22 protein-coding genes and 1 pseudogene are annotated in these 23567 nt (G+C 67.5%); 12 read left to right on the top strand and 11 right to left on the bottom strand.

From position 1 onward, the window contains the following. Positions 1-8 precede the first annotated feature (8 nt). Positions 9-1268 (bottom strand): HD-GYP domain-containing protein, encoded by a 1260-nt coding sequence (locus tag ACFQDH_RS10405; RefSeq protein ID WP_382401004.1) that lies wholly within the window; start codon positions 1266-1268, stop codon positions 9-11. A 494-nt stretch (positions 1269-1762) separates the two neighbouring features. On the opposite strand from ACFQDH_RS10405, the gene ACFQDH_RS10400 reads away from it, so the two are divergent. After that, on the top strand, positions 1763-1837 hold the full coding sequence (locus ACFQDH_RS10400) for a 50S ribosomal protein bL37 (RefSeq protein ID WP_370670776.1): 75 nt from the start codon (positions 1763-1765) through the stop codon (positions 1835-1837). A gap of 155 nt (positions 1838-1992) precedes the next feature. Here ACFQDH_RS10400 and rsrA read toward each other — a convergent pair whose 3' ends face one another. Then, a complete protein-coding gene (rsrA, locus tag ACFQDH_RS10395; protein WP_382401002.1) occupies positions 1993-2253 on the bottom strand; it encodes a mycothiol system anti-sigma-R factor in 261 nt (86 codons plus the stop codon). Beyond that, positions 2253-2990 carry a sigma-70 family RNA polymerase sigma factor gene (locus ACFQDH_RS10390; protein ID WP_382404840.1) on the bottom strand — a complete coding sequence of 246 codons (738 nt, stop codon included), beginning with the start codon at positions 2988-2990 and terminating at the stop codon, positions 2253-2255. The genes rsrA and ACFQDH_RS10390 overlap by 1 nt, the downstream gene beginning before the upstream one ends. A gap of 248 nt (positions 2991-3238) precedes the next feature. Here ACFQDH_RS10390 and ACFQDH_RS10385 point away from each other — a divergent pair, with 248 nt between their 5' ends. Further along, positions 3239-3436 carry a hypothetical protein gene (locus tag ACFQDH_RS10385; protein WP_382401000.1) on the top strand — a complete coding sequence of 66 codons (198 nt, stop codon included), beginning with the start codon at positions 3239-3241 and terminating at the stop codon, positions 3434-3436. Positions 3437-3457: 21 nt separating this feature from the next. On the opposite strand, the gene fgd is transcribed toward ACFQDH_RS10385, so the two are convergent. The 3 genes from fgd to ACFQDH_RS10370 all read right to left on the bottom strand — a co-directional run bounded on the left by fgd (position 3458) and on the right by ACFQDH_RS10370 (position 6415). Next, complete coding sequence (gene fgd, locus ACFQDH_RS10380) at positions 3458-4462, bottom strand: glucose-6-phosphate dehydrogenase (coenzyme-F420) (RefSeq protein WP_382400998.1); 1005 nt, start codon at positions 4460-4462, stop codon at positions 3458-3460. A 422-nt stretch (positions 4463-4884) separates the two neighbouring features. Continuing rightward, complete coding sequence (locus ACFQDH_RS10375) at positions 4885-5508, bottom strand: alpha/beta hydrolase family protein (protein WP_382400996.1); 624 nt, start codon at positions 5506-5508, stop codon at positions 4885-4887. Between the two features lie 76 nt (positions 5509-5584). Then, a complete protein-coding gene (locus tag ACFQDH_RS10370) occupies positions 5585-6415 on the bottom strand; it encodes an SOS response-associated peptidase (RefSeq protein ID WP_382400994.1) in 831 nt (276 codons plus the stop codon). A gap of 232 nt (positions 6416-6647) precedes the next feature. On the opposite strand from ACFQDH_RS10370, the gene aroA reads away from it, so the two are divergent. The 8 genes and pseudogenes from aroA to gabT all read left to right on the top strand — a co-directional run bounded on the left by aroA (position 6648) and on the right by gabT (position 15260). Continuing rightward, on the top strand, positions 6648-7955 hold the full coding sequence (aroA, locus tag ACFQDH_RS10365) for a 3-phosphoshikimate 1-carboxyvinyltransferase (protein ID WP_382400992.1): 1308 nt from the start codon (positions 6648-6650) through the stop codon (positions 7953-7955). 3 nt (positions 7956-7958) lie between these two features. Continuing rightward, positions 7959-9015, top strand: a pseudogene (gene rsgA, locus ACFQDH_RS10360) (ribosome small subunit-dependent GTPase A). A gap of 3 nt (positions 9016-9018) precedes the next feature. Continuing rightward, positions 9019-10758: an FUSC family protein gene (locus ACFQDH_RS10355; protein WP_382400990.1), complete on the top strand. Its 1740-nt coding sequence runs from the start codon at positions 9019-9021 to the stop codon at positions 10756-10758. Between the two features lie 66 nt (positions 10759-10824). Then, positions 10825-12051, top strand: a complete 1227-nt coding sequence (locus ACFQDH_RS10350) for an inorganic phosphate transporter (protein ID WP_382400988.1) — start codon at positions 10825-10827, stop codon at positions 12049-12051. 29 nt (positions 12052-12080) lie between these two features. Further along, positions 12081-12362, top strand: a complete 282-nt coding sequence (locus tag ACFQDH_RS10345; protein ID WP_382400986.1) for a hypothetical protein — start codon at positions 12081-12083, stop codon at positions 12360-12362. Further along, positions 12362-13000, top strand: a complete 639-nt coding sequence (locus ACFQDH_RS10340) for a DUF3349 domain-containing protein (RefSeq protein WP_382400984.1) — start codon at positions 12362-12364, stop codon at positions 12998-13000. The genes ACFQDH_RS10345 and ACFQDH_RS10340 overlap by 1 nt, the downstream gene beginning before the upstream one ends. Before the next feature lie 45 nt (positions 13001-13045). Next, positions 13046-13843, top strand: coding sequence for an inositol monophosphatase family protein (locus ACFQDH_RS10335; RefSeq protein ID WP_382400982.1), 798 nt, complete (start codon positions 13046-13048; stop codon positions 13841-13843). A 76-nt stretch (positions 13844-13919) separates the two neighbouring features. Next, the gene (gene gabT / locus ACFQDH_RS10330) at positions 13920-15260 is read left to right on the top strand and encodes a 4-aminobutyrate--2-oxoglutarate transaminase (RefSeq protein WP_382400980.1); all 1341 of its coding nucleotides are present in this window, start codon (positions 13920-13922) and stop codon (positions 15258-15260) included. 108 nt (positions 15261-15368) lie between these two features. Here the strand turns inward: gabT and ACFQDH_RS10325 are convergent, their stop codons facing one another. The 3 genes from ACFQDH_RS10325 to ACFQDH_RS10315 form a co-directional block, all read right to left on the bottom strand. Further along, positions 15369-16661 (bottom strand): MFS transporter, encoded by a 1293-nt coding sequence (locus ACFQDH_RS10325; RefSeq protein WP_382400978.1) that lies wholly within the window; start codon positions 16659-16661, stop codon positions 15369-15371. Further along, entirely contained in the window at positions 16661-17278 is a 618-nt protein-coding gene (locus tag ACFQDH_RS10320; RefSeq protein WP_382400976.1) for an ArsR/SmtB family transcription factor, read from the bottom strand. The genes ACFQDH_RS10325 and ACFQDH_RS10320 overlap by 1 nt, the downstream gene beginning before the upstream one ends. Positions 17279-17395: 117 nt before the next feature. After that, positions 17396-18838 carry an MFS transporter gene (locus tag ACFQDH_RS10315; protein WP_382400974.1) on the bottom strand — a complete coding sequence of 481 codons (1443 nt, stop codon included), beginning with the start codon at positions 18836-18838 and terminating at the stop codon, positions 17396-17398. Between the two features lie 223 nt (positions 18839-19061). On the opposite strand from ACFQDH_RS10315, the gene ACFQDH_RS10310 reads away from it, so the two are divergent. Beyond that, positions 19062-20384 (top strand): threonine/serine exporter family protein, encoded by a 1323-nt coding sequence (locus ACFQDH_RS10310; protein WP_382400973.1) that lies wholly within the window; start codon positions 19062-19064, stop codon positions 20382-20384. 40 nt (positions 20385-20424) lie between these two features. Here ACFQDH_RS10310 and ACFQDH_RS10305 read toward each other — a convergent pair whose 3' ends face one another. Together ACFQDH_RS10305 and ACFQDH_RS10300 are read right to left on the bottom strand one after the other, a co-directional pair. Beyond that, positions 20425-21768 carry a M16 family metallopeptidase gene (locus ACFQDH_RS10305; protein ID WP_382400971.1) on the bottom strand — a complete coding sequence of 448 codons (1344 nt, stop codon included), beginning with the start codon at positions 21766-21768 and terminating at the stop codon, positions 20425-20427. Continuing rightward, positions 21768-23042, bottom strand: coding sequence for a M16 family metallopeptidase (locus tag ACFQDH_RS10300; RefSeq protein WP_382400969.1), 1275 nt, complete (start codon positions 23040-23042; stop codon positions 21768-21770). The genes ACFQDH_RS10305 and ACFQDH_RS10300 overlap by 1 nt, the downstream gene beginning before the upstream one ends. Positions 23043-23193: 151 nt before the next feature. Between ACFQDH_RS10300 and ACFQDH_RS10295 the strand changes: the two genes are divergently transcribed. Next, a complete protein-coding gene (locus ACFQDH_RS10295; RefSeq protein ID WP_382400967.1) occupies positions 23194-23418 on the top strand; it encodes a hypothetical protein in 225 nt (74 codons plus the stop codon). Positions 23419-23567 lie beyond the last annotated feature (149 nt).

Raw genomic sequence — 23567 nt, 5'->3', positions numbered from 1 at the left:
GGTGCGTCTCACCGCTGCGCCCGATCGCTCGCGAGCATGTCGGACACCGTCGGCAGATCATGATCGAGCCACTGGCTCTCTTCGGCCGTCGTCTCCGGGCCGGCTTCGTCGCCCGCCGTGGCGGTGGCGAACCCGCGAGCCGTGTCGGCGACGCCGACCAGCGCCGTGACGCAGTCCGGGTCGAACTGTCGGCCAACTCGCCCGCGAAGCACCTGGATCGTCGCGTCCACTCCCACCCTTGGCACGAGCGCGCAGAAGGTGTCCGCAACCGCCAGGATGCGAGCGAGCTGTGGGATATCTTCCCCGGCCAGTCCGTCGGGATAGCCGCGACCGTCCCATCGCTCGTGGTGATGCCGGATGGCAGTGATCGAGTCCCCGAGGAACTCGATCGACCGCAACATCTCGACACCGCGCGCCGGATGGCGACGGATGCGATCGAGGTCTCTCTGCCGGCCCTCGTCGTCAGTGTGCCGACCTTCTACCGGCGCGACCATGCCGACGTCGTGCAGTAGTGCGGCGAAGTGCAGCGCATCGGACTGGCTCGGCGAGAGCCGCAGCTCATTGCCCAACAGCTCACAGACCTGGGCGACCCGTTGGTTACGGCCGCGCATGATCGGATCACGGGCCTCACTCGCGGCGACCAAGCCGGAAACCGTGCGCTCGTGCGCCACCGACTCGGCGTGCTGCTGGAAATAGGACCATTGCGCCAGGACGAGCGGCGCCATCATCACCAGCACCGTCGCCGGGCCGAGACCGACCTGATCCCAGAGCACCGCGAAGAGGAAGCCGACCACACCGTAGCCGAGGTAGGTCCGACCCACCTGTCGCACGAGACGACGTACGGAGATCGGAAGGGGCGGCCCACCACTCACCCGGATCATCAGACCGACGCACAACGCGTTGACCAGCAGCATGATCACGGTCGCAGCCGCGAGAGGTAGTAATTGCCGACCAACGATCGCCAACGGATCCAGCGCCCGGGTCGGGTGAACTATGCCGCCAAAGCCTAGGTAGACGAGGCCACCGAGAGCGCCGACCAGTCCGGTCATCGACACGTTGAACGCGCGCACAACCGGCGGACGCCTGGTCGCCGGGTCTATGGCGGACACCATCCCAACGATGGCTGCACCGATGGGGCCGGCCAGCGGGATGGCCGCCCCTAACAAGATCGATGTCAGTGAGACGCTGGCGTTACCTGCTGCAAGTCGCGTCGACTGCGCCGCCGAGGCGAGCAACGCCAGCAACGAGAGTATGACGACCGCAGACACCAAAGGTCCCGCGTCGACGAAGTCGACGCGGAACCGAGGCAAGTCAACGCGAGAGCAACGGAGATCCCCAGGATCACCAGCCATGCACGCTTCATATTTCAGCAGTCAACTGCCTCCGCCGACCACCACAGCGCCAACGCCGCTCAGTGCGGCCAGCAACGTCAGTTGTCCGGATCCCACTTAATCGTCATGGCCGACATCGAGTTTCCGCCGCCGGACAACGCTGTGAGCATCGCCAAAAGTGTTGCTTGATCCATGTCCAGATCCTTTCCGCACTGCCCCGCAACGGGACAAGATGCAGATCTCAGTACGGCCCCCAGGGTTGGGACCATAGGTTAATCCTCTTGATCCTCTCACGATGTGACCCCGATCTCGCAAGCTGGACAGGTGCGAAGTCCGTTTCTTGACCGAATCTTTAACCTTGGCGCATGTGAGATGATGCTTCGGCCGCTCTCGCGGCTACCATCAGCTTCCGCTCGATCCGAGGAGTCACCATGAGCAAGCGCGCCCGCAAGCGTCGCAGCCGTAAGGGCAAGGCCGCCAACCACGGCAAGAAGCCGAACGCCTGAGTTGAGGACTCGTACCTCGTCCTCACCTCAGCGTTCCCGATCACCGTCGTCGGCCTCCGGCCGAACCCTTGAGGCCACGGCTTATGAAACGGCCCGGCAGCACGCGAAACGCGTGCCGCCGGGCCGTTCGTCATACAGGAGCGGGAGGGTGAGCCTCAGCCTTCCTGGATGTGCACCTGAGTCACCCGCACCGTCGTGATGCGCTGCAGGATCTGCAGGCGGAGCGTGTCGGGCGCGTGCTCGCAGGCGCACGAACGCTGGACCAGGGTCTTGAGGATCCGGTCAAGCTCGTATTCGTCCAGGCACGGAGGGCACTCGTCGAGGTGCGCCTGCAGCTTGGCGCGACCGGTGTCGTCCAACTCGCCGTCGAGCAGTTCATAGATCCGCGACACGTAGTCGCCACATTCGGCGCCCATCAGGAAGACGCACCTTCCTTGATGAAGCCACGCTCGACGGCGTAGTCGGTCAACAACTCACGAAGCTGCCGCCGACCGCGATGCAGCCGCGACATCACCGTCCCGATCGGGGTGTCCATGATCTCGGCGATCTCCTTGTAGGAGAAGCCCTCGACATCCGCCAAGTAGACGGCCATCCGGAAGTCCTCCGGGACCTCCTGCAGGGCGCGCTTCACGTCGCTGTCCGGGAGGTGGTCCATGGCTTCGGTCTCGGCGGATCGCAATCCGCGCGACGTGTGCGCCTCGGCGCGCGCGAGCTGGTAATCCTCGATCTCGGCGGCGTCGGACTGCAGCGGCTGGCGCTGCTTCTTTCGATAGGTGTTGATGTAGCTGTTGGTCAGGATCCGGTAGAGCCAGGCCTTCAGGTTGGTGCCCGGCTTGTACTGATGGAAGGCCGAGAACGCCTTCGCGAACGTCTCCTGCACCAGGTCCTCGGCGTCCGCCGGGTTACGGGTGGTGCGCAACGCAGCGCTGTAGAGCTGGTCGAGGTAAGGCATGGCGTCACGCTCGAACCGCGCCACGCGGTCGACTTCGGACTCGCTCGCGACATCGAGGTTGGGATCTTCAGCAGACTTCGGCTGCAAATCACTGCCTTCTTGTGTGGTCATCGACATCGAGCCTAGACCTCCGGTGGATTTTGGGCTGGCGTCGACGAGGGTCGAGCCACCTGCGGAGCCGCCCGGCTCCGTCAGCGTCAAGGGCGCGTGCAACAAGCTGCACTCCTCACTACGAGACGATCCTGAACTTGTCCCCTTCAACGGCGGCGCCGAGCGAAGCATTCCCGGACGTCGTTGCGCCCTCGGCCGTCTCATCCGGACAGCAGCTCGGATAACGCCATGCCTGGTAAAGCACGGGTAAAAGACAGCAAAAGTGGCGGTATAGCAACGATCTCACAGAAAGCCACTCCAACACGGCTCACGATGGGTCAGATCCCTGTGTGGCGGCAATGGCAGTCTTCATCGCGACCTCGGCGCTGATCTATGCAGCCTCGTTGTGCTTTGTCATCGCTCTTTTCGCGCGCACCCTGCTGCTGGAGCGACGCATCTCGGTCGACACGGCTGGGACCGTCCGCGAACTGGCGTCGGCCCAGGCCATCGACATGTCGTCACCCGCCGAATCGCACGCCGCGGCCAAGACCGCCTGACGTACTACAGCGCGGCCGGCGTCAGAAGCGTTCGCGCAGCGCGGGAAGCACGTCTGCACTGAACTGCGCCAGGAAGCGACGCTGGTCATTCCCGGGCGCATGCACGACAAAGTGGGAGAAGCCCAGATCGACATACGGGCGTACACCCTCGATCACCGTCTCGACATCGGACGCCACGATCCACCGTGAGGCGATCTGCTCGATCGGCAGCGCGTCGGCCGCCCGCTCCATCTCGATCGGGTCGTCGATGCTGTGCTTCTGCTCCGGTGTGAGCGCGAGCGGCGCCCAGAAACGGGTGTTCTCCAGCGCCTTCTCCGGGTCACGGTCGTAGGAGATCTTCACCTCGAGCAACTGCTCGACCGCGCCGGGTTCGCGTTTGCCGAGCGCCTCGCCCTCCTGCATCGCAGGCACGAGCTTGTCGGCATACAGCTCCATGCCCTTGCCGGAGGTGACGATCATGCCGTCGCCCATCCGGCCGGCATACTTCGCGACCGTCGGGCCGCCGGCCGCGACGTAGACCGGGATCGGCTGCTTCGGGCGGTCGTAGATCGTGGCATCGACGGTGCGGTAGTAGTCTCCGTCGAAGCTAACCCGCTCCTTGGTCCACAACTGCCGCATCAGCCGCACCGACTCGCGCAGCCGGGCGAACCGCTCCTTGAAGTCCGGCCAACCCTCCTGGCCGACGGCGATCTCGTTGAGCGCCTCGCCCGAGCCGACACCGAGGATCACGCGGTTCGGGTAGAGGCAGCCGAGCGTTGCGAACGTCTGCGCGAGCACGGCCGGGTTGTAGCGGAATGTCGGCGTCAGCACCGAGGTGCCCAGCACGATGCGTTCGGTGCGAGCGCCGGCCGCCGCGAGCCAGGTCAGCGCATGCGGTGCGTGCCCGCCGTCGTGCCGCCACGGCTGGAAGTGGTCGGACGCGAAAACGCTGTCCATCCCGGCGCGCTCGGCCTCGACCGCCAGATCGACCAGCTCACGGGGCGCGAATTGCTCTGCGGATGCTTTGTATCCGATGGTCAGGGTCATGGGGCCACGCTACGCCGCGCCTGCCGGAAGGATCGGGACGGCCGCAAGATCTCATCACCGGCAGGACAGGAAACTGTCGAGCGACATCCCCAGGGTTCAAGTGCCAAGCAACAGTCGAAGTGTGTGGAGTGGTTCCCCCGGCGGGTCCGGGCGCTGGTCTGACGGGTCGCAGACGCACCTTTCGCCGGTCCTCAGTCCGCGGCACTGCGCTTCGCGATCAAGGACCAGCAGGAGGTGCGCTCCACCGCACCTCCTGCTGGCCCCAAAATCGCTGCGGCCAATTCACCGGCGTGGGGACTGCAGATGGTGCGGACCACGTTCGCGCACCCTCTGCAGGACACATCGCGCGTGCCTGGCGCCGCCATCGAGAGGTCATTCGATGACGGTGAAGGCATGACTCATCGGGCGAATTTCTAGTCCTGTCAGTGCTGTTCATGCACTCTCGGCGGAGCGAGCGTGGCGAGCCAGGCTCGGGCCGCTGCCAGCACCTGGTCGCGGCCGCGGGCAAGGCTGTGATCGCCCGGGACCCCGGTTATGGACGGCTGCGGCCCGAGGGCCTCCCGCACGTCGGCCGGACCGCCGAACGGATCTCGCTCCCCCTGTATGACGGCAAGCGGCAACCCGGCGTCCAGCACCAGCTGCGCCTCGAAGGCTCTGGAGCGGTCCGGGTTGTTCGGTGGGTGCAGCGGGAAGGACAGCGCCAGCACTGCATCGGCACCGACCCCCGTGGCGGTCCGGCAGGCGACGCGCGCGCCGGCCGAACGACCTCCGACGACCAGCGGCCTCGGCAACGCCCAGCGACCGGTCATCAGGTTTGCGAGAATCGGAATCCATGCGGCATCAAGCGTTTTCGGCGGGGTGGCGATCTTCTTGCCGGCCACTCGCCAGGGCTGCTCGACACGCACGTAGGTCCAGCCGTCGTCGACCAGTTTGCGCAGGGCGACCAGATCAGCCGCGTCGATGCCGCCGCCGGCCCCGTGGCTGAGGACGACACTGCCGCGGGACGTCGATCTCGATACACCTCCCCCGCTTCGCTCCCCCGGCACTCGATCAGCATGCGGGGGCGTTCGACGTGGACACGCGCCGGACCAGGCGGGGTGTCAATCAGCCTCGTGCGCATCGTCATTCGAGTACTTCGCCGGTCATCGGGTCGACGACACCTTCGAGGTCGGCGCGTGGCGCAGGTTCGAGCAGCGCCGGGCCGTTGTTGCGGCTCGACCCGACCGCCTTGCCGACCGGCCAGGCCTCGAACCGGCCCATAGCTCGCGGCGCCAGCAGGGCGCGGACATCGTCCGGCTCAGTCAGCGTCGGGTCGAGCCAACTGGCCCACTGGTCGCGGTCGAGCACAACCGGCTGTCGGTCGTGGATCCGGTCCATGCCGGGCTCGGCTGCCGTCGTGACGATCGTGTAGCTGACCACCCAGGCATTCGGGTCGTCCTCCGCCGCGGACTTGTCCCGCCAGAACTCGTAAACCCCTGCGAACGCGATGGATTCGCCGTCGCCGCGATGGATGAAGAACGGCTGCTTGCGCGGCTTCCCCTTGCGGTCCACTGCGGTGGGGCTGGCCTGCCATTCGTACCAACCGTCCGCCGGCACGAGGCAGCGTCGGGATATCGCCGCGCTGCGATAGGCGCCCTTGTCCAGCAAGGTTTCCGAGCGGGCGTTGATCATCCGCAGGCCGATCTTGGCGTCCTTGGCCCAACTCGGGACCAGACCCCAGGACAGCATCCGCAGCTGGCGCAAGGCCGTGGCGCCGGGCTCGTCACGCGGTGCCCGGGTCAGCACCACCGGCGCCTGCTTGGAGGGCGCGACGTTCCAGTCAGGAACACCGACGGGCGGGTCCTGCGGGTTGACGAGCAGCGACCGGCTGCGTTCGTCGGAGCGGTCCTGCTCGATGTCGAAGTCCTGCAGCAAATCATCGGGGGCGAAGCTCGCGGCATACCGGCCACACATGGGGCCAGCGTATGACGATCCGACCGCGCCCGGGTCCCGCCATGCCAAGCGCGTGCCCCGGCATACCTCGCGATCGGCATGGCGGGGGCGCCACGGGAAATCTGCGCAAGGCCAAACGCGCGTCATACAACGCGATCGGCATGGCGCGGCCTGGGAGTGCCGGGACCTCGATACGCTCCTCCGCTTCGCTCCCCCGCTACTCGGCCACCTTGAGATGGGTAATCTTGGCGCGATGAGCGCAGAACCTCCGCATCCGACTTCCACCGCCACCATTGCAGCGGGCGATTGGGCTGCCCCGACGGCCGACCGGGCGGTGGACGCGATCGTGCCCGTGCCCGGCAGCAAGTCGCTGACCAACCGCTTCCTCGTGCTGGCCGCACTCGCACAGGACACCTCGCGGTTGTCCCGGCCGTTGCGCTCCCGCGACAGCACGCTGATGTGCGAAGCCTTGCAGAGCCTCGGCACCCGCATCGAGAGCCGCAGCGACGACACCGAGTGGCTCATCGAGCCCGCAACAGTGCGCGGCTCGGCCGACATCGATTGCGGCCTCGCCGGCACCGTCATGCGCTTCCTGCCGCCGGTCGCTGCGCTCGCCGAGGGCACGGTCAACTTCGACGGCGACGACGCCGCCCGGGTGCGTCCGCTGGGCCCGGTGCTGGAAGCGCTGCGCTCACTCGGGGTCACCGTCGACGGTGACGGCCTGCCGTTCGCGCTGACCGGTGAAGGCCGGGTCGCCGGTGGCACCGTCCACATCGATGCCTCCGGCTCATCGCAATTCGTCAGCGGACTACTGCTGGCCGGTGCACGGTATGACGACGGCATCACCGTCATCCACGAGGGCAAACAGGTCCCGTCACTGCCGCACATCGCGATGACCGTCGAGGTGCTGCGCGACGCCGGGGTGCTGGTCGACGACAGCGAAGCCAATCGCTGGCGGGTCGAGCCGTCCCAGATCCACGCACTGGACGTCGAGGTCGAGCCCGACCTGTCCAACGCCTTCCCTTTTCTGGCCGCAGCGCTGCTCACCGATGGCCAGGTCACGGTGCCGGACTGGCCCGTGGTCACCACCCAGGCCGGCGACCACGCGCGCGACATACTCCAGCAGTTCGGCGCCGACGTGCGGCTGAGCCGTGAGGGCCTCACCGTGCGCGGCACCGGCCGGATCGAGGCGGTCGACCTCGACCTGCACGACGCCAGCGAGCTGTCGCCGGTCGTTGCCGCCATCGCGGCCTTCGCCGACGGACCCAGCTACCTACGCGGCATCGGCCACATCCGCTTCCACGAGACCGACCGGCTCGCCGCGCTCGCCACCGAGCTGGGTCGTCTCGGCGCGGACGTCGAGGAGACGGAGGACGGGCTCGTCATACGCCCTAAGCTCATGCGTGGCAACACTTTTCACACGTATGGCGATCACCGCATGGTGATGGCGGCCGCCGTCCTGGGCCTGCGCGTTCCAGGCCTGATCGTGCAGGACGCCGGCACGGTGGCCAAGACGATGCCGGACTTCACCGCTCGCTGGACCCGCATGATCGGGGACTGAGCGGTGTCTCCGCGCGGGCGCATCTACGACGAGTCGGACGTGCGCGTGCGCCCCGGCAAGCGCGGCAGCCGGCCGCGGACCAAGGAGCGTCCCAAGCACGAGGACGCCGTGATCGGCCAAGTGACCACCGTCGACCGCGGCCGCTGGACCTGCCTGGTCGACGGGCGCGCGGTGCTTGCGATGCGGGCCCGCGAGCTGGGTCGCACCAGCACCGTCGTCGGCGACCGGGTCGCGCTGGTCGGTGACACCTCTGGCGAACCCGGCACCCTCGCCCGCATCGTCCGGGTCGAGCCGCGCACCAGCGTGCTGCGCCGCACCGCCGACGACACCGACCCCTACGAACGGGTCATCGTCGCCAACGCCGACCAGCTCGCGATCGTCACCGCGCTCGCCGACCCCGAACCTCGCCCGCGGATGGTCGACCGGTGCCTCGTCGCGGCATACGACGCCGGTATGACGCCGTTGCTCGTCCTCACCAAGGCCGACCTGGCCGACCCGGCGCCGTTTCTCGAGGGCTACGCGGGCCTGGACGTCGCACACGTCGTGACACGAACCACGGCTTACGGCATCGAAGGCCTGGACCAGGTGCGCGAGGCGCTACAGGGCCGAATGACCGTCCTCGTCGGTCACTCGGGTGTCGGCAAGTCCACTCTGGTCAACGACCTCGTCCCCGGCGTCGGCCGCGCCATCGGGCACGTCAATGCGGTGACCGGCCGCGGGCGCCATACGTCGACTTCCGCGATCGCGCTGCCCCTGCCGGGTGACGACGGCTGGGTCATCGACACCCCGGGGTGCGGTCCTTCGGGCTCGCCCACATCGAGCCCGACCGCATCATCAACGCGTTCCCCGACCTCGCCGGTGGCACCGCCAACTGCCCCCGCGGCTGCACGCACGACGAACCGGAATGCGCCCTGGACGCCTGGGTCGCCGAGGGCCACGCCGGCACCAGCGGCGCCACCCGGCTTGCTTCCTCCGCCGCCTCCTGCGCACCCGCGCCGGCGACGAGCACGACACGCACGAGCACGACGCACACGAGACCGACGCGCACGAGCCGGGCTGACCGATGCAGCTCGGCCCCGAGGCGATCAACCGCCAGCTACTGACCTTCGCGGAGATCAAGCCCGCGCCCGGGAGGTGGAAGTTCGCGCTGCACGTGCTGACGATCGTGGTCGTCGCGGTGACCCTGATCAGCGTGCTGCTCGGCCCGAGCATGGGGCTGGTCGGCATCACCGGAGCGTTCCTCGGATTCATCGCACAGTCGCGCCCGGTCCGCTCCCGCCTGGTGATCCTGGCCGGCCTGAACGTCACCTACATCGCGTGCGTCACCGTCGGCGCCCTGGTCGGCAGGGACCCGGTGCTGCTGACGCTGGTGCTGACCCTGATCGCGTTGCTGACCGTGATCGGCTACAACTCCCTGGTGGCCGAGCCGCCCGGCGCGATGTTCCTGATCATGGGGCCGGCGATCGCGTCATACCTGCCGACTGTGGGAATTCCGGTCGGCAAGGTGATCCTGGTGTGTGCGATCGGCTGCGTGAGTGCCTCCGCGACGTCACTACTGCTGCAGCTGGTCACCCAACGGCGGCACGCGGAGCAGGACGCGCTGGACACCGCCCAGGAGGCCGTGGCGGCATACCTGGATGCCGACCGGGCGACGACGCCCCGCCACCAGCTCGCCCGACTGCGCGACCAGGCCTTCGTGTCGGTGTTCGGTGCTTCGATGATCCTGGAGGACGCGGTCGGTCGCGAGCCCCGGATGCGTCAGTGGCGCCGGATGAACGCCACGTTGCGCCGGCTGCACCTGTCGATCATCCAGCAGGTCGTGCGCGTGCACCTGCCCGGTCGCACGGTGTCGGTCAGCGGTGTCGAGCAGCGGCGCTATCTGGGGCGCCCGGACTCGTCATACCTGCTGCGCTGGGGGCTGTCGCGCTCCTCCCTGCCCTGGCTCGCAGCCCGGCGGATGGCGGCAGCGGTGCTGCTGACCTGTGCGATCTCCTACGGCAGCCACATCGGCCACCCCTACTGGGCGGTCATGACCACGGCCCTGGTCATGTCGGTGACCGCCGACCGGCTGGCACTGACCCACCGCGCGCTGCATCGCGTCACCGGCACGGTGATCGGCATCGGCCTCTTCTTCGCCATCCACGCGACCCACCCGAGCGGTCTCACGTTGCTGGTGACCGCCCTCGTGCTGGTCTTCTGCATCCAGATGCTGGCCGTGCGCAACTACGCGCTGGCGGTGATCTTCGCAACGGCAATGGCCTTGCTCATCAGCACTGCGGGCAGCCCCTACCGGCCGGTCGGCTCGATCGCCGGCGAGCGGGTGCTCGAGACCCTGATCGGCGCAGCGACGTCGGTCGCGGTGATCTGGGTGGCCGGCCGACGAGCGCCAATTGCGCTGGTACGTCGACAGTTCCGCCGGTCGCTGCGCTCGCTCGAGCGGTTGCTGCTACTCATCGCCGACGGCGAGCAGAGCACCGATCGCGGGTATGCCGCACGGCGTGACCTGTCCTTCGAGCAGTTGCAATGCGGGCGGATCCTGCAACTCGCACAGACCGATCTCCCGGCCGATCTGGCCGAGTGGAATCTGCTGGAGACGTCGCTCAACGAGGCGTCATACGTCGTGCTGGCGGCGTGCTGGACGACCGACCCGCCGCGCGCGATCGACGCAGAGAAAATGGCCGGCGTGCTGGCCCGGATGATCGCCGCACTTCCCCCGGTGGACACCACGATGGTCGATGCGCGCGTCATCGCCGGCGGGTTGCAACGGATGCTCGAGGTCGGGAAACATTTGAACGCTCCGTGAAGAAATTGGCCACCTCCCGGTCCCGACTTGCGCGCGACCGGGCTAGCAGCGTCATACTCGTGACCTGTGAGTGCCGAACTCTTCATTCTGATCCTGCTGGTGATCACCGCCGTGGGATTCGATTTCACCAACGGCTTCCACGACACCGGCAACGCGATGGCCACGTCCATCGCCACCGGAGCGTTGAAGCCCAAGACCGCCGTTGCGCTCTCGGCGGTCCTCAACCTGGTCGGCGGCTTCCTGTCCGTCGAGGTCGCGGTCACCGTCACCACCTCCGTGCTGAAGATCCAGGAGAAATCCGGTGGTCTGATTGCCGGGATCGATGCGCAGAAGGCGATGTTCATCATCTTCGCCGGGCTCATCGGCGGCATCCTGTGGAACCTGTTGACCTGGCTGCTCGGCCTGCCCAGCAGCTCCTCGCACGCCCTCTTCGGCGGACTGATCGGCGCCGGCCTCGCCGCGATCGGCACCGGTGGCATCAACTGGGACGGCCTGGTCGTCAAGGTGATCATCCCCGCGCTGCTGTCGCCGCTCATCGCGGGCGCAGTCGCGGCGATCGGCACTCTGGGGATCTACACCCTCAGCCGCAAGGTGAGCGCGGAGAAGCAGAACAAGGGCTTCCGATGGGGGCAGGTCGCGACCGCGTCGCTGGTCTCGCTCGCACACGGCACCGGTGACGCCCAGAAGACGATGGGCGTCATCGCGCTCGCGCTCATCGCGCACGGCAGCCTCAGCGACGCGCAGATCGAGGCGCACGGCCTGCCGGTCTGGATCATCGTCCTGTGCGCGGGTGCGATCGCGCTGGGCACCTACATCGGCGGCTGGCGGATCATCCGGACGCTCGGCAAGGGCCTGGTCGAGATCGATGCGCCACAGGGTATGGCGGCACAGGCATCCGCCGCCGCGATCATCCTGACCTCCAGCAACCTCGGTATGGCGCTGTCCACCACCCACGTCGCCACCGGTTCGATCATCGGCACCGGCGTCGGCAAGCCCGGCTCGACGGTCCGCTGGTCGGTCGCCGGGCGAATGGCCGCCGGATGGCTGATCACCCTGCCGTGTGCGGCCGCCGGCGGTGCGGTCAGTTACTACCTCGGCCACCTCATCGGCGGCGTCGCCGGTGCGATCGTCATCTTCCTGGTGCTGGTCGCTCTTGCGTCATACATCTACTACCGGGCGCAGCAGCAGAAGGTCGGCGCCGACAACGTCAACGCCGACTGGGACGAGAACTCCAAGGGCAGTGGATCCGAGAGCACCGCATCCGGCAAGAAGTCGAAGGTGCCGACCGCCTGAACGGCGGTCAGGGACAAGGGGATCAAGTTATGAACATCGACTGGACAAGCATCGTGGACGGCACTGCGAAGGTGCTGGTCGCCGGCCTCATCTTCGGCGCCGGCCTACCGCTGTTGTTCACCTGGGGGCTGCGTCTCTGGGAAGCGGGCGACGAGCACGAGCAGGACGACGGCACCGTCGTCGCCGGCAACGTGGCGGCACGCCTTGCGGCATACGTAGTCTTCGCGGTGGTCGTGGCCGCAATCGTCGTCGGCGTCCTCTACATCACCCAGAAGAGCATCGACCACTACCTCGGGATCGGGTTGTTCTGATGACCATGGCTACCAACCTGCTGACCTCCGTTGTGGACTGGTTGCGCAAGGGATACCCGGACGGCATACCGCCCAAGGACTTCCCGCCGCTGCTGGCCCTGCTGCAACGCACGCTGAAGGCGGACGACGTCCAGGCGATCTGCGCGCAGTTGATCGCCGACAACCCCGATGGCGACATCTCGGCGCAGACCGTCGCCGATGCCGTCGAGCAGATCAAGTCGGCGCCGCCCAGCGAGGACGAGGTCCAGGAAGTCGCGACCCGGCTGGCCGCCGTCGGCTGGCCCGCCTCGATGCCGGACGACACCTCGGATGACGACGAAGAGGACGAGAGCCCCGAGCGCGTCAACTTCTTCCAGCGCATCCTGGACTGGCTGCGCGAGGGCTACCCCGACGGCGTGCCTCCGAGCGATCTACCTCCGCTTTTCGCGCTGCTGCAGCGCCGGCTGACCAAGAAGGAGATCAAGCAGGTCGCCAAGGAGCTCATCGCCTCCAACAAGGTGCCCGGCGAACCCAAGACGCCGATCTCCGAGGACGAGGCGCAGGAGTTGATGCAGCAGGTGGCCGGCGTCGTGCCGATCGAGGCGGACCTGGACCGGGTGCGCAAGCGGCTGGCGAAAAAGGGCTGGCCGCTGGTCTGAGCGTCGGGCCGTTGTAGCGGGCGTTCGGCCGATAGGTTCGAGGGCATGCCGACGTATGACGACGACCTGCGCCTCGCCCACGTGCTTGCGGACGCGGTCGAGCCGACAAGCACCTCACGCTTTCGCGCGGAAGACCTGCACGTCTCGGCCAAGCCCGATCTGACTCCAGTGACCGACGCGGACATCGCGGTCGAGGAGATCCTCCGTGCCCAGCTCAAGCGGGCCCGGCCGCGCGACGCCGTGCAGGGCGAGGAGCAGGGGTTGCAGGGCAAAGGCCCGCGACGCTGGATCGTCGACCCCATCGACGGGACCAAGAATTTCGTGCGTGGTGTGCCGGTGTGGGCGACGCTGATCGCGCTGGTCGACGACGGGGTCCCCGTCGTGGGGATGGTCGCCGCGCCGGCGCTCGGGCGGCGTTGGTGGGCCGGGCTCGGCACCGGCGCCTGGACCGGACGATCCCTGTCGGGCGCGAAACGCATTGGTGTATCAGGGGTTTCGAAGCTTTCCGACGCCTCGACCTCTGTCGCGGGCTGGCGCACCTGGGCCGACCTCGACCGCCGTGACGCGCTCGTCGACCTGATGGACGAGGTATGGCGCGTGCGCAGCTACGGCGATTTCTGGGCGCACATGCTGGTGGCCGAGGGAGCCATCGATTTCGCACCCGAGCCCGAGCTGGCCGCTCATGACATGGCGGCGCTGGTGCCGATCGTCACCGAGGCCGGCGGCCGGTTCACCGGCCTCGACGGAAAGGACGGCCCGTGGAGCGGAAACGCCCTGTCCAGCAACGGGATTCTGCACGACGAGGTGCTGCGCCGTCTCGGTGACAAGGCCTCCGCCGACTGACGCCGGACTCCTCTTTCGATTTCGAAGTCATCGCGTGCCACACTGAGGAAGAATGCCGCACGCAGAGGAGCCCTCCATGACCATCACAGCACCCTCCATCGCCCAGCGCCGCGAGCTGAGGACCGCCATACCCGGTCCGCGTTCGCAGGCACTGGCAGAACGTCGCAGCGCCGTCGTTGCCGCCGGCGTCTCGTCGACCATGCCCGTCTATGCCGCCCGCGCCGCCGGCGGCATCATCGAGGACGTCGACGGCAACACGCTCATCGACCTCGGCTCCGGCATCGCGGTGACCACCGTCGGTAGCTCCGACCCGCGCGTAGTCGCGAACGTGCAGCAGCAGGTCGCCGAGATCACCCACACCTGCTTCATGATCAGCCCCTACGAGGGTTACGTCGCGGTGGCGGAGAAGCTCGCCAAGCTGACGCCCGGCGACCACGCCAAGAAGTCCGCGCTCTTCAACTCCGGCGCCGAGGCCGTCGAGAACGCCGTCAAGATCGCCCGCTACGCCACCGGCCGCCAGGCCGTCGTCGCGGTCGACCACGCCTACCACGGCCGCACCAACCTCACGATGGCGTTGACGGCGAAGGCGATGCCCTACAAGAAGGGCTTCGGGCCTTTTGCGTCAGACGTCTACCGGGTCCCCACGTCATACCCCTTCCGCGACCCGGAGGGTATGACGGGCGAGGAAGCCGCGCAGCGCGCAATCACCATGGCGGAGAAGGCCGTTGGGGCCGACCAGATCGCCGCGTTCATCATGGAGCCGATCCAGGGCGAGGGCGGCTTCATCGTCCCGGCGCCGGGTTTCCTGGCCGCCATGGCGAAGTGGTGCACCGACAACGGCATCGTCTTCATCGCCGACGAGGTGCAGAGCGGCTTCGCCCGCACCGGTGAGTGGTTCGCGGTCGACCACGAGGGCGTCATACCCGACCTGGTCACCACCGCCAAGGGCATCGCCGGGGGCTTGCCGCTGTCCGCAGTCACCGGTCGCGCCGAGCTGATGGACTCGGTCCACCCCGGCGGCCTTGGCGGCACGTATGGCGGCAACCCGGTCGCCTGCGCCGCTGCGCTCGGTGCGATCGAGACGATGGAGAAGGACGGCCTGCTGGATCGGGCCAAGCACATCGAGGAGATCGCGACGGCCGCACTGCGTGACCTCGCCGCGAAAACGCCTGCTATCGGGGAGATCCGGGGCCGCGGCGGCATGCTCGCCATCGAGATCGTGAAGCCCGGCACCAAGGACCCGGACGCCGCGCTCACTGCAGCTGTCGCGAAGCGTTGCCATGAGCAGGGCGTCGTGATTCTGACCTGCGGCACCTTCGGCAACGTCATCCGGCTGCTGCCGCCACTGGTGATCAGCGACGAGCTGCTGCTCGAGGGACTCGGCGTGCTGGCCGACGCCTTCGCCGAGCAGGCCTGACGACCCCTTCGCCGAGAGGCTCACATAAACGCCGAGAGGCTCAGTAATACCGGCTCTGATCGCCGCTATTGCTGAGCCTCTCGAGGCGTTTCTGAGCCTCTCGGCGAGTCAGGCGGGCGCGACTTCGTGGCCGGTCCGGTCGTCCGCCAACGACGCGACCGGGTCGTCGGTCGGGCGCTTCTTGAATTCACGGAAACTCTTGCGCAACAACGGCATCAGCGTGACCAGGAAGTAGGCGCCGCCGACCGCGAGGGTCGCGGCGCGCCAGCCGACCAGTGCCGACAGCACGCCGCCCACCAGACCGCCGAACGGGATCAACGCCCAGCACAGCGAAGTCTTCAGCGCACTCACCCGCCCGACCAGGTGCCGCGGGATCCGCTCGAAGGTGACTGCGCCCAGGATCGGGTTGATGAAGCCCGACACGAAGCCGCAGGTGGCGAGCACCGTGACCAGGGCCGGCAGCGGAACATCGAACGCGAAGACCATGAACCGTGGCAGGCCGGCGATGAGGAAGCCGATCACGTAGACCAGTAGCCGCGGCAGTCGCTCGCCGACGGCGGCAGCGATCAGCGCGCCGAGGATGGAGGGCCCTGCCATCGCCGCCAGCACCAAGCCGACGGCGCTCGCGCCGCGCCCCGTCTCATGCGCCCACACCGGGAGCAGCACCGCAGTCCACGCCTGGTCCAGCAGATTCGTCATCGACACCATCACGGTGATGCCGACCAACACCGAGTCACTGCGCAGGAAGCGCCAGCCCTCCGCCAGCTGCCTCTTGTATGACGCGAAGCCCACGCCATCCGCAGCCGAAGCACCCTCTTGTTGCTGCACATTCGTCGTCCGCACGCCGCGAGAGATGCAACTCGCGGCGACCGCGAAGGTGACCGCGTTGACCAGGAGCGCCTGCGGGGCACCGATCGCCGCAACGACTGCACCGGCAGCAGCGGCACCGACGGTGCCACCGAGACGCTCGATCGCGCCCATCACTCCGGTGATCCGCTCGAGCGGTAGGTCGCCCTGCTCGGCGATGGTCGGCACCAGCGCGGACTTCGCTCCGTCCGACGGGCCACGCACCACGCCCATCAGCGCGGCGATCGGGATCAGCCACGCCAACTGGAGCATGCCGAGCCAGTGCAGTAGCGGAATCAGGCCGACGATCAGCACACTGCACGAATCGGCAGTAACAGCAACAACTTTCGCGCCGATGCGGTCGACGATCGGACCACCGAGGGCTTTTGCGACGACATACGGCAGCATCTCCGCGAAGCCGACGACACCGGTCCAGACCGGTGAACCCGTCATGGTCAGCACCAGCCATGGCACCGCGATCTGGGAGAGTCGGGTGCCCGAGATCGAGAATGCCTCCGCAACGGCAAGTGCCGCAAACGGCCTCCGGCTGCTCATCATTGGCCCTCCTCGTCACGGTGCGTCAACGTGCCGGGACGCGGGAACGTGTGGAACTGGAAGACGATGGGTGCTGCGTCGGCCGGCGCGGACTCCGCATCGCGAGCCGACTCGGCAACTTCGCCGAGCACGGCGTGGACGGCGTCTTTCACGCGACGGACCTGCTCGGGCGTGAGGTAGACGTTGTAATCGCTGGCCCCGACCAGGTCGGCCCATTCCTTCGGTAGCTCGGGGAACTCGGCCGCGGCCTGCTCGATCTGCGCAGCAGCCTGGTGCGCGACGACGCCGTGGTAGGCACCGAGGACGGCACGCTCCTCGACATCGTCGGCGCGCGACGGCTCGGTCACCGTCGACTCGTGCGCGGCCTTCCACCACCGCTCGCGCTTGTTGCCGCGATCGGTGTCCTCGACCACCAGCCCTGCGTCGGCGAGCTGCCGCAAGTGATAACTGGTCGCACCCGAGTTGAGGCCGAGTAGTGCAGCCAGCGATGACGCGGTCGCCGGGCCGTCGACCCGCAGCTTCCCGAGCATCGTCAGCCGCACCGGGTGTGCCATCGCCTTCAGCTGGTCGAGGTCGGGTCGAACCCGATTGATCACACGTCGCTCTTGCTTCGCCATACGACGAAAATACACCGCAAACACTTCTTTGCAAAGGTTTCTTTGCAGATCTTCCAGGGCCGTCCACCACGCCGAGAGGACGGGGGATGGCGGCCCTTCCTGACTCGCAGACTGGCGTTACTGCTGCTGGACGGACTCGCCGGACGCTCCGGCGCGGTGACGAGTCTCGGTGAGCTTCGTCCTCAGCACGCGCACGACGTCGCGGGCCTCTTCACGAGTGGCCGCGGCGGGCGGGGAGCCCCACATCTTGCGGCCGTTCGGCTCGGCCAGGAAGGCCAACGAGGCCAGGCCGATCACGCCGGCGATGATCAGGTAGTAGGCAGGCCAATTGAGGTCGCCGGTGAGTGTGACCAGTCCCCCGACGGCGACCGACGTCGTGCCGGCGAAGACCGAGATCGACACGTTGAACGCGATCGACAGCGCGCCACCACGAACCTTCGTCGGGAAGAGCGTCGGCAGTGTCGACGGCATGGTCGCCGAGAAGCAGATCAGCAGCATCGCCATGATCAACAGCCCGGCGAAGATGCCCACCGTCGTCTGCGAGCGCACCAGCGCAATCATCGGTATGGCGAGCACGATCAACCCGATCGCACCGAACCAGCAGATCGGCTTACGCCCGATTCGGTCCGAGAGCATGCCGAGGAACGGAATGGTCGCCAGCGCCAGCACCATGACCGCGATCTGGATGAGCTGCGAGGTGTTGTCCGAGACCTGGCCGCCGGACGGCAAGGTGTCGGTCACGTAGGTCGGCATGTATGACGTGAGCATGTAGTTCGTGACATTCCAGACCAGCACCAGGCCCATGCAGACCAGCATGTAGGGCCACAGGTGCAGGATGCCCTTGGCCTCGCTGCCGGACTGCTCCTTCTTGTTCGCCTTCTCGCGCTCCTCCGACTCCTTCTCCAACTGCAGGTATGCCGGAGTGTCGGCCAGTTTGGTCCGCAGGTAGACGCCCACCAGACCGAGCGGCAGGCCGATGAAGAACGGGATGCGCCAGCCCCACGACACCAGCTGGTCGTGCGACAGCAGACCATCCATGGCCGTCACCATGATCGCGCCGAAGAGGTAACCGGTGAACGTCCCGAACTCCAGCCAACTGCCCCAGAACCCGCGCTTGCGGTCCGGCGCGTATTCGGCGATGAAGGTCATCGCATTGCCGTACTCGCCACCGGTCGAGAAACCCTGCAACAAGCGCGCGAGCAGCAACAGCACCGGCGCCATGAAACCGATCGCGCTACGGCTCGGGATGCAGCCGATCGCGAAGGTGCCAAGTGCCATCAGCACCATCGTCATTGCCAGGACCTTGTTGCGCCCGACCCGGTCGGCCAGCGGCCCGAAGAACATGCCGCCGAACGGGCGCACCAGGAACGCGACCGCGAAGAGACCGAAGGTCGCGATCGTGCCGGCCGCGTCACTCAGACCATCGAAGAAGACCTCTTTGATGGTGGGCTCGAAATAGGCATAGACACCGAAGTCGTACCACTCGGTGATGTTCCCGATCGCCGCTGCGCCGATGGCCCTTCGGATGATGCCGGGCTCGGTGACGACGACGTCGCTCACCGACCAATCCTGCGGCTTCTCAGTCGGTTCCAGGGTTTGCACGAAGAGACTCAGCTCCTTGTCGACGGTGTCCGGACAACCCTTCGACGTTTTCAGGAGCGATGCCGACCGTCAACTCGACAGCTCGCTCCCGCCGTTACGATGGCGCACGAGCAATCCGTAGATTCCAGCGATCCCAGGGGGTCCACGTGCCCACTCGTGCCATCGGTCACACTTACCCGCGATGACGACTGACGACACCTATCCCACCCTCGATCTGGCGCTGCGCGTCGGCGAGTTGCTCCTCTCATCCGGCGCCGGCGCGGCCGATGTCAGCGTGCAGATGCAGAACGTCTGCATCGCCTGTGGGCTGCGCGGGGTCAGCGCCAGCGTGACGTTCACCGAGCTGCAGCTGACGCACCAGGAGTCACCCGACGAGCCCGGCATGATCCAGGTGCGTGACGTCCGGCAGCGCGAGATCGACTACGAGGACCTCACACTCGTGGACTGGCTGGTGCGCGACCTGGTCGCCGGAGCCATCGACAGGGACGAAGCGCGCAATCGGCTGGCGCAAATCGTCTCGTCCGGCCACGAGCGCTCACGCAAGGTCGTCACGCTCGCCTGGGGCATCATGGGACTCGGCGTCGGACTGCTGCTCGGGGCGAAGCCGATCGTCGCCGCAGCGGCATTCGTGGGCGCGATCGGCATCGACCTCATCCAGCGCTACCTCGCACGTCGCCGCCTGCCGACGTTCTACCAACAGGTCGCCGGCGGACTCTTCGCAACTCTGCTGGCGGTCCTCGTCATTGCCACGCACCTGAGCGAACACCCCAGCCGGATCGTCAGCGCCGGCATCATTCTGTTGCTCGCCGGGGTGAGCTACATGGGCGCCGTACAGGACGCGCTCACCGGGTTCCCGCTCACCGCGGCAGCTCGATGCATGGAGGCGACCCTGGCTACGGCAGGCGTCATCGCGGGAGTCAGTGGTGGTCTGACCGTCGCCACCGCGCTCGGGATCAAACTGGTCAATCTGACTCCCGGCGCGTCTGCCTACCCACCCTGGCCGGAGATGGCTCTCGGTGGCGCGATCAGCGCCGGCGCGTTCGCTTTCGCGTCATACGCCCCCTACCGCGCGCTACTGCCAGCGGCACTCCTCGGCATGATGTCCGCGACATCCTTCATCGCCCTCTATCGGGCCGGCCTCGGCGTCTCGTGGCCCTCCGCCGTCGCGGCCACCTGCGTCGGCCTCGTCAGCTACACCATCGCCGCGCGCGTCAAAGTCCCTACCCTGTTGCTCGTCGTGACCGGCGTCGTACCGCTGTTGCCCGGCCTGTCCGTCTATCGCGGGCTGGCTCACCTCTCGGCCGACGACCCCAGCGGACTGGTCGAGCTGATCAACGCTTCCGTCATCTTCCTCGCGCTCGCCGGAGGGGTGATCTTCGGTGAATACATCGCCCAGCCGTTGCGCCGGGAGGGTCGCCGGCTGGAGCAGCGACTGTCCGGCCCCCGCCTGGTCGGCCCGCTCACCGTGCGGTCGGTGCGCCGGCGCAAGCGCACCAAGGTGTGAGGGCAGAGAACAGTCGCGATACGGCGCTCGACCCGCATTTTCAGACGACGGTGACGTCGCCGATGCCCAGGTCACGGACGCCTGCGGCGTGCGCCTCGGCATCGCCGACCAGCACGATCGTGCGCGGCTGGTCGGCCCACTTGCGCCACGCGGTATCCAGGTCGGCAGCCTGCAGCGTTGCAAGCTGCTCAAGGTATGACGAGACGAATTCCGTTCCCAGACCATTGGATCGGAGCCCCGCCGCCTCGTCGGCAACGGCGTCGGCAGTGGCGTAACGAGCCGGAGCGGTCTTGCCGATGAAGTCGGTGGCGGCACGCGTCTCCGCCTCGGTGAAGCCATCACTGGCCGCGTCGAGGAGCTCCAGGGTGAGCCGGGTCGCCTCGACCGTCACGTCGCTACGCACCGAGCCGGACACCAGGAACGTCCCGCCCTCCGAGCGCGGGCGGAAGACGGCGCGGAAACCGTAGGTGTAGCCCTTTTCCTCACGCAGCACCGCGTCCAGCCGGGCGTTCGGCGATCCGCCGAGCACAAAGCTCAGTGCGGGGTATGGCGCCCAGCCTCCCGCCACCCGTCGGTCCGGCCCGAACGAACCCAGGTAGAGCTCGGTCTGCACGGCTCCGGGCCGGTGCACGAAACGGACCCGCGTCTGACCTTCGGCCACCACTGCGATCGGTGAATCATCATGCGGCGCAACGCCGTCCACCTGCCAGGCGCCCAGGGTCGCGTCGAGGTCACGCAGGGTCTTCGCCTCGTCGAACTCACCGGCGACCACGACGGTCGCACCCTGCGGACGGACCCACTGGGCGTGGAAGGTCGCGCACTCCGCTGCGGTGATCGCACTCACGGTCTCGGTCGTGCCACCAGCCGGCCGCGCCGCCCGCGACCGCTGGTCGTAGAAGTTCGCGGCCCACTCCTTGGCAGCGCGCGCATCGGGCGAGGCGGCCTCATGCTCGATCTCGGACAGCCGCTGGTGCATGTGCCTGGAGACCTCAGTCTCGGGGAAGACCGGCTCCTGCAGACACTCGGTCAGCAACGCCCAGCCTTGTGCGGATTTGCCTGCTGTCGCATCGGTTTCGAGGGTCAGCCCTTGTGCGCCATACCCAGCGCCGTAGGCGATGCCGCTCAACTCGAAGAGCTCTGCCATCTCGTCCGCGGTGTGGCTGCGGGTGCCCTCGTCCATCGTGCGGGCCACCATCGTGGCGACGCCCTCAAGCTCGCGCGGCTCCACTGCGATCGGCGACGGGACCAGCAACCGGGTGGAGGTGATGTGCTGCCCGGGGCGGTTGTAGAGCAGCACCTCGATGCCGTTGCTGAGCGTTTGTCGTGTGCCGGTCGGGAACTCCCACGGCTGCGCGACGGGTACGACGGGGCGGGGCTGCACCATCAGTTCTGCTCCTTGCGGTAGACGACGACCGCGGCCGACTCCGGCCGGGCGTAGGTTGCAGCGCTCGCCGCGACGTCCGCAGCGGTCATTGCTGTGACCCGGTCGAGGTAGGTGTTGAGGTGGTCGGGGTCGTCATACAGCAGCGTGTTGCCGCTGATCACGTCCGCGCGCTCGTCGGGCTGCGCGAGGCTCTGCAACCACCATCGCTCGACGTCCGCGAGCACCGCCACCATTTCGGAGTCGGTCGGCTGCTCGGTCGCCAGCCGGCGCAGCTCCTCGCCGACGCCTTCTTCCACCTGCTCGACCGTGACACCGTCCGCCACATCGACGATCAGGGCACCCATCGAGGTGCCGTCGACGCGTGCGCCCGCGTTGCGCGAGACGTGCGTGACCGATTGGTCCCGACGAACCAGCCGCCGGTAGAGCCGCGAGGTCGCCAGCCCGGCCAGCACGTCGAAGGCCAGCTCGGCCGAGATGAAGTCGCCGGTGCCGCCGGGCGGTAAGCGGAAACCGAAATAGAGACGGTCGGAGGGCACATCGCAGGTGCGCTCCAGCCGACCCGGCTCCGACAGCGGCGGAAGCGGTTGCTCCAGGGGCCGGTCGGCGGGTGCGTCAGGGTTGGTCAGCTCATCGAAATACTTTGCCACCAGGGCAAATCCGTCATCCGGGTCGATGTCACCGACCAGCGTCAGCACCGTGTTGTTCGGCCGGTAGTGGTGGCTGTAGAAGTCGCGAACGTCGGTCAACGACGCCGCGTCGAGGTCGTCCATCGAGCCGATCGTCGTGTGGTGGTAGGGGTGCCCCTCGGGAAACACGAGCGAGGTCAGCTCGGCATACGCGGTGCCGTAGGGCACGTTGTCGTAGCGCTGTCGCTTCTCCTCCTTGACCACGTCGCGCTGGTTGTCGAGGTTCGCCTGGGTCAGCGCCGGCAGGAGTCTGCCGTGCCGGTCGGCCTCCAGCCACAACGCCAGCTCCAGCGCACCGGTGGGCACCACCTCGAAGTAGTTGGTGCGGTCCACCCAGGTGGTCGCGTTCAGCTGCGCCCCCTGCGCGAGCAAGGCCGAGAAATGCTCCCCTTCGGCGACGTTCTCCGACCCCTGAAACATCAAGTGCTCGAACAGATGGGCCAGGCCGGTACGGCCCGGCTGTTCGTGCCTGGACCCCACACCGACCCAGAGGTTGACCGCGACGGTCGGCACCGAGTGGTCGGTCGAAACGACGACTCGTAATCCGTTGTCGAGGCGGTGGGACGCGATCGGGTAATGAGGCCGCATGCAGGCACCCTACGGACCCGGCAAAACCGTGCACTTCCTGGGAGTCCCGCGCCGCCCCTTGCCACCAGCCGCCACACGCGGAACGATCACGAATGCCCCTGCCCACTGTGGGCTGGCAGCGACAACGAATCACAACTGCGAAGGACGTGCCATGGCAGTCTCGGTCAATCTCGCCAAGAAGCTCGACAAGGCCTACGAGGACAAGAGCCTCACGGAGATTCTCGACGCACCGGTCGATGCTCTCGCCGGCCTGACGCCCCGCCATACAGAAGCGCTGAAGGACCTGCTCGGCATCAAGACCGTGCGGGACCTCGGCTCCAACAAGTACTTCGCGACCGCCGGCGTGCTCGTCGCGTTGGAGAAGCACGAAGGCTGACCAACGTCACGACGAGGAGGCGCCGGGTGATGCACCCGGCGCCTCCTCGCGGTATGCCGACCTTGAGACGCTCCTCCGCTTCACTCCCCCGCCCCCCTTCGTGACGCCCGCTCGTCCCTCACGGGCTCCTCAGGACGACGCTCGGCCGG

The organism is Flexivirga alba (assembly GCF_042661025.1).
Lineage (GTDB): Bacteria > Actinomycetota > Actinomycetes > Actinomycetales > Dermatophilaceae > Flexivirga > Flexivirga alba.
This window is presented reverse-complemented; position numbering and strand designations above follow the sequence as displayed.

What these genes read in the sequence shown, in the direction of transcription:
- rsrA (WP_382401002.1), bottom strand. Translation starts at nt 2,253, where the DNA reads ATGGGCGCCGAATGTGGCGACTACGTGTCGCGGATCTATGAACTGCTC.
- ACFQDH_RS10385 (WP_382401000.1), top strand. Translation starts at nt 3,239, where the DNA reads ATGGCAGTCTTCATCGCGACCTCGGCGCTGATCTATGCAGCCTCGTTG.
- fgd (WP_382400998.1), bottom strand. Translation starts at nt 4,462, where the DNA reads ATGACCCTGACCATCGGATACAAAGCATCCGCAGAGCAATTCGCGCCC.
- ACFQDH_RS10370 (WP_382400994.1), bottom strand. Translation starts at nt 6,415, where the DNA reads ATGTGTGGCCGGTATGCCGCGAGCTTCGCCCCCGATGATTTGCTGCAG.
- aroA (WP_382400992.1), top strand. Translation starts at nt 6,648, where the DNA reads ATGAGCGCAGAACCTCCGCATCCGACTTCCACCGCCACCATTGCAGCG.
- ACFQDH_RS10355 (WP_382400990.1), top strand. Translation starts at nt 9,019, where the DNA reads ATGCAGCTCGGCCCCGAGGCGATCAACCGCCAGCTACTGACCTTCGCG.
- ACFQDH_RS10345 (WP_382400986.1), top strand. Translation starts at nt 12,081, where the DNA reads ATGAACATCGACTGGACAAGCATCGTGGACGGCACTGCGAAGGTGCTG.
- ACFQDH_RS10340 (WP_382400984.1), top strand. Translation starts at nt 12,362, where the DNA reads ATGACCATGGCTACCAACCTGCTGACCTCCGTTGTGGACTGGTTGCGC.
- ACFQDH_RS10335 (WP_382400982.1), top strand. Translation starts at nt 13,046, where the DNA reads ATGCCGACGTATGACGACGACCTGCGCCTCGCCCACGTGCTTGCGGAC.
- gabT (WP_382400980.1), top strand. Translation starts at nt 13,920, where the DNA reads ATGACCATCACAGCACCCTCCATCGCCCAGCGCCGCGAGCTGAGGACC.
- ACFQDH_RS10325 (WP_382400978.1), bottom strand. Translation starts at nt 16,661, where the DNA reads ATGAGCAGCCGGAGGCCGTTTGCGGCACTTGCCGTTGCGGAGGCATTC.
- ACFQDH_RS10320 (WP_382400976.1), bottom strand. Translation starts at nt 17,278, where the DNA reads ATGGCGAAGCAAGAGCGACGTGTGATCAATCGGGTTCGACCCGACCTC.
- ACFQDH_RS10310 (WP_382400973.1), top strand. Translation starts at nt 19,062, where the DNA reads ATGACGACTGACGACACCTATCCCACCCTCGATCTGGCGCTGCGCGTC.
- ACFQDH_RS10305 (WP_382400971.1), bottom strand. Translation starts at nt 21,768, where the DNA reads ATGGTGCAGCCCCGCCCCGTCGTACCCGTCGCGCAGCCGTGGGAGTTC.
- ACFQDH_RS10300 (WP_382400969.1), bottom strand. Translation starts at nt 23,042, where the DNA reads ATGCGGCCTCATTACCCGATCGCGTCCCACCGCCTCGACAACGGATTA.
- ACFQDH_RS10295 (WP_382400967.1), top strand. Translation starts at nt 23,194, where the DNA reads ATGGCAGTCTCGGTCAATCTCGCCAAGAAGCTCGACAAGGCCTACGAG.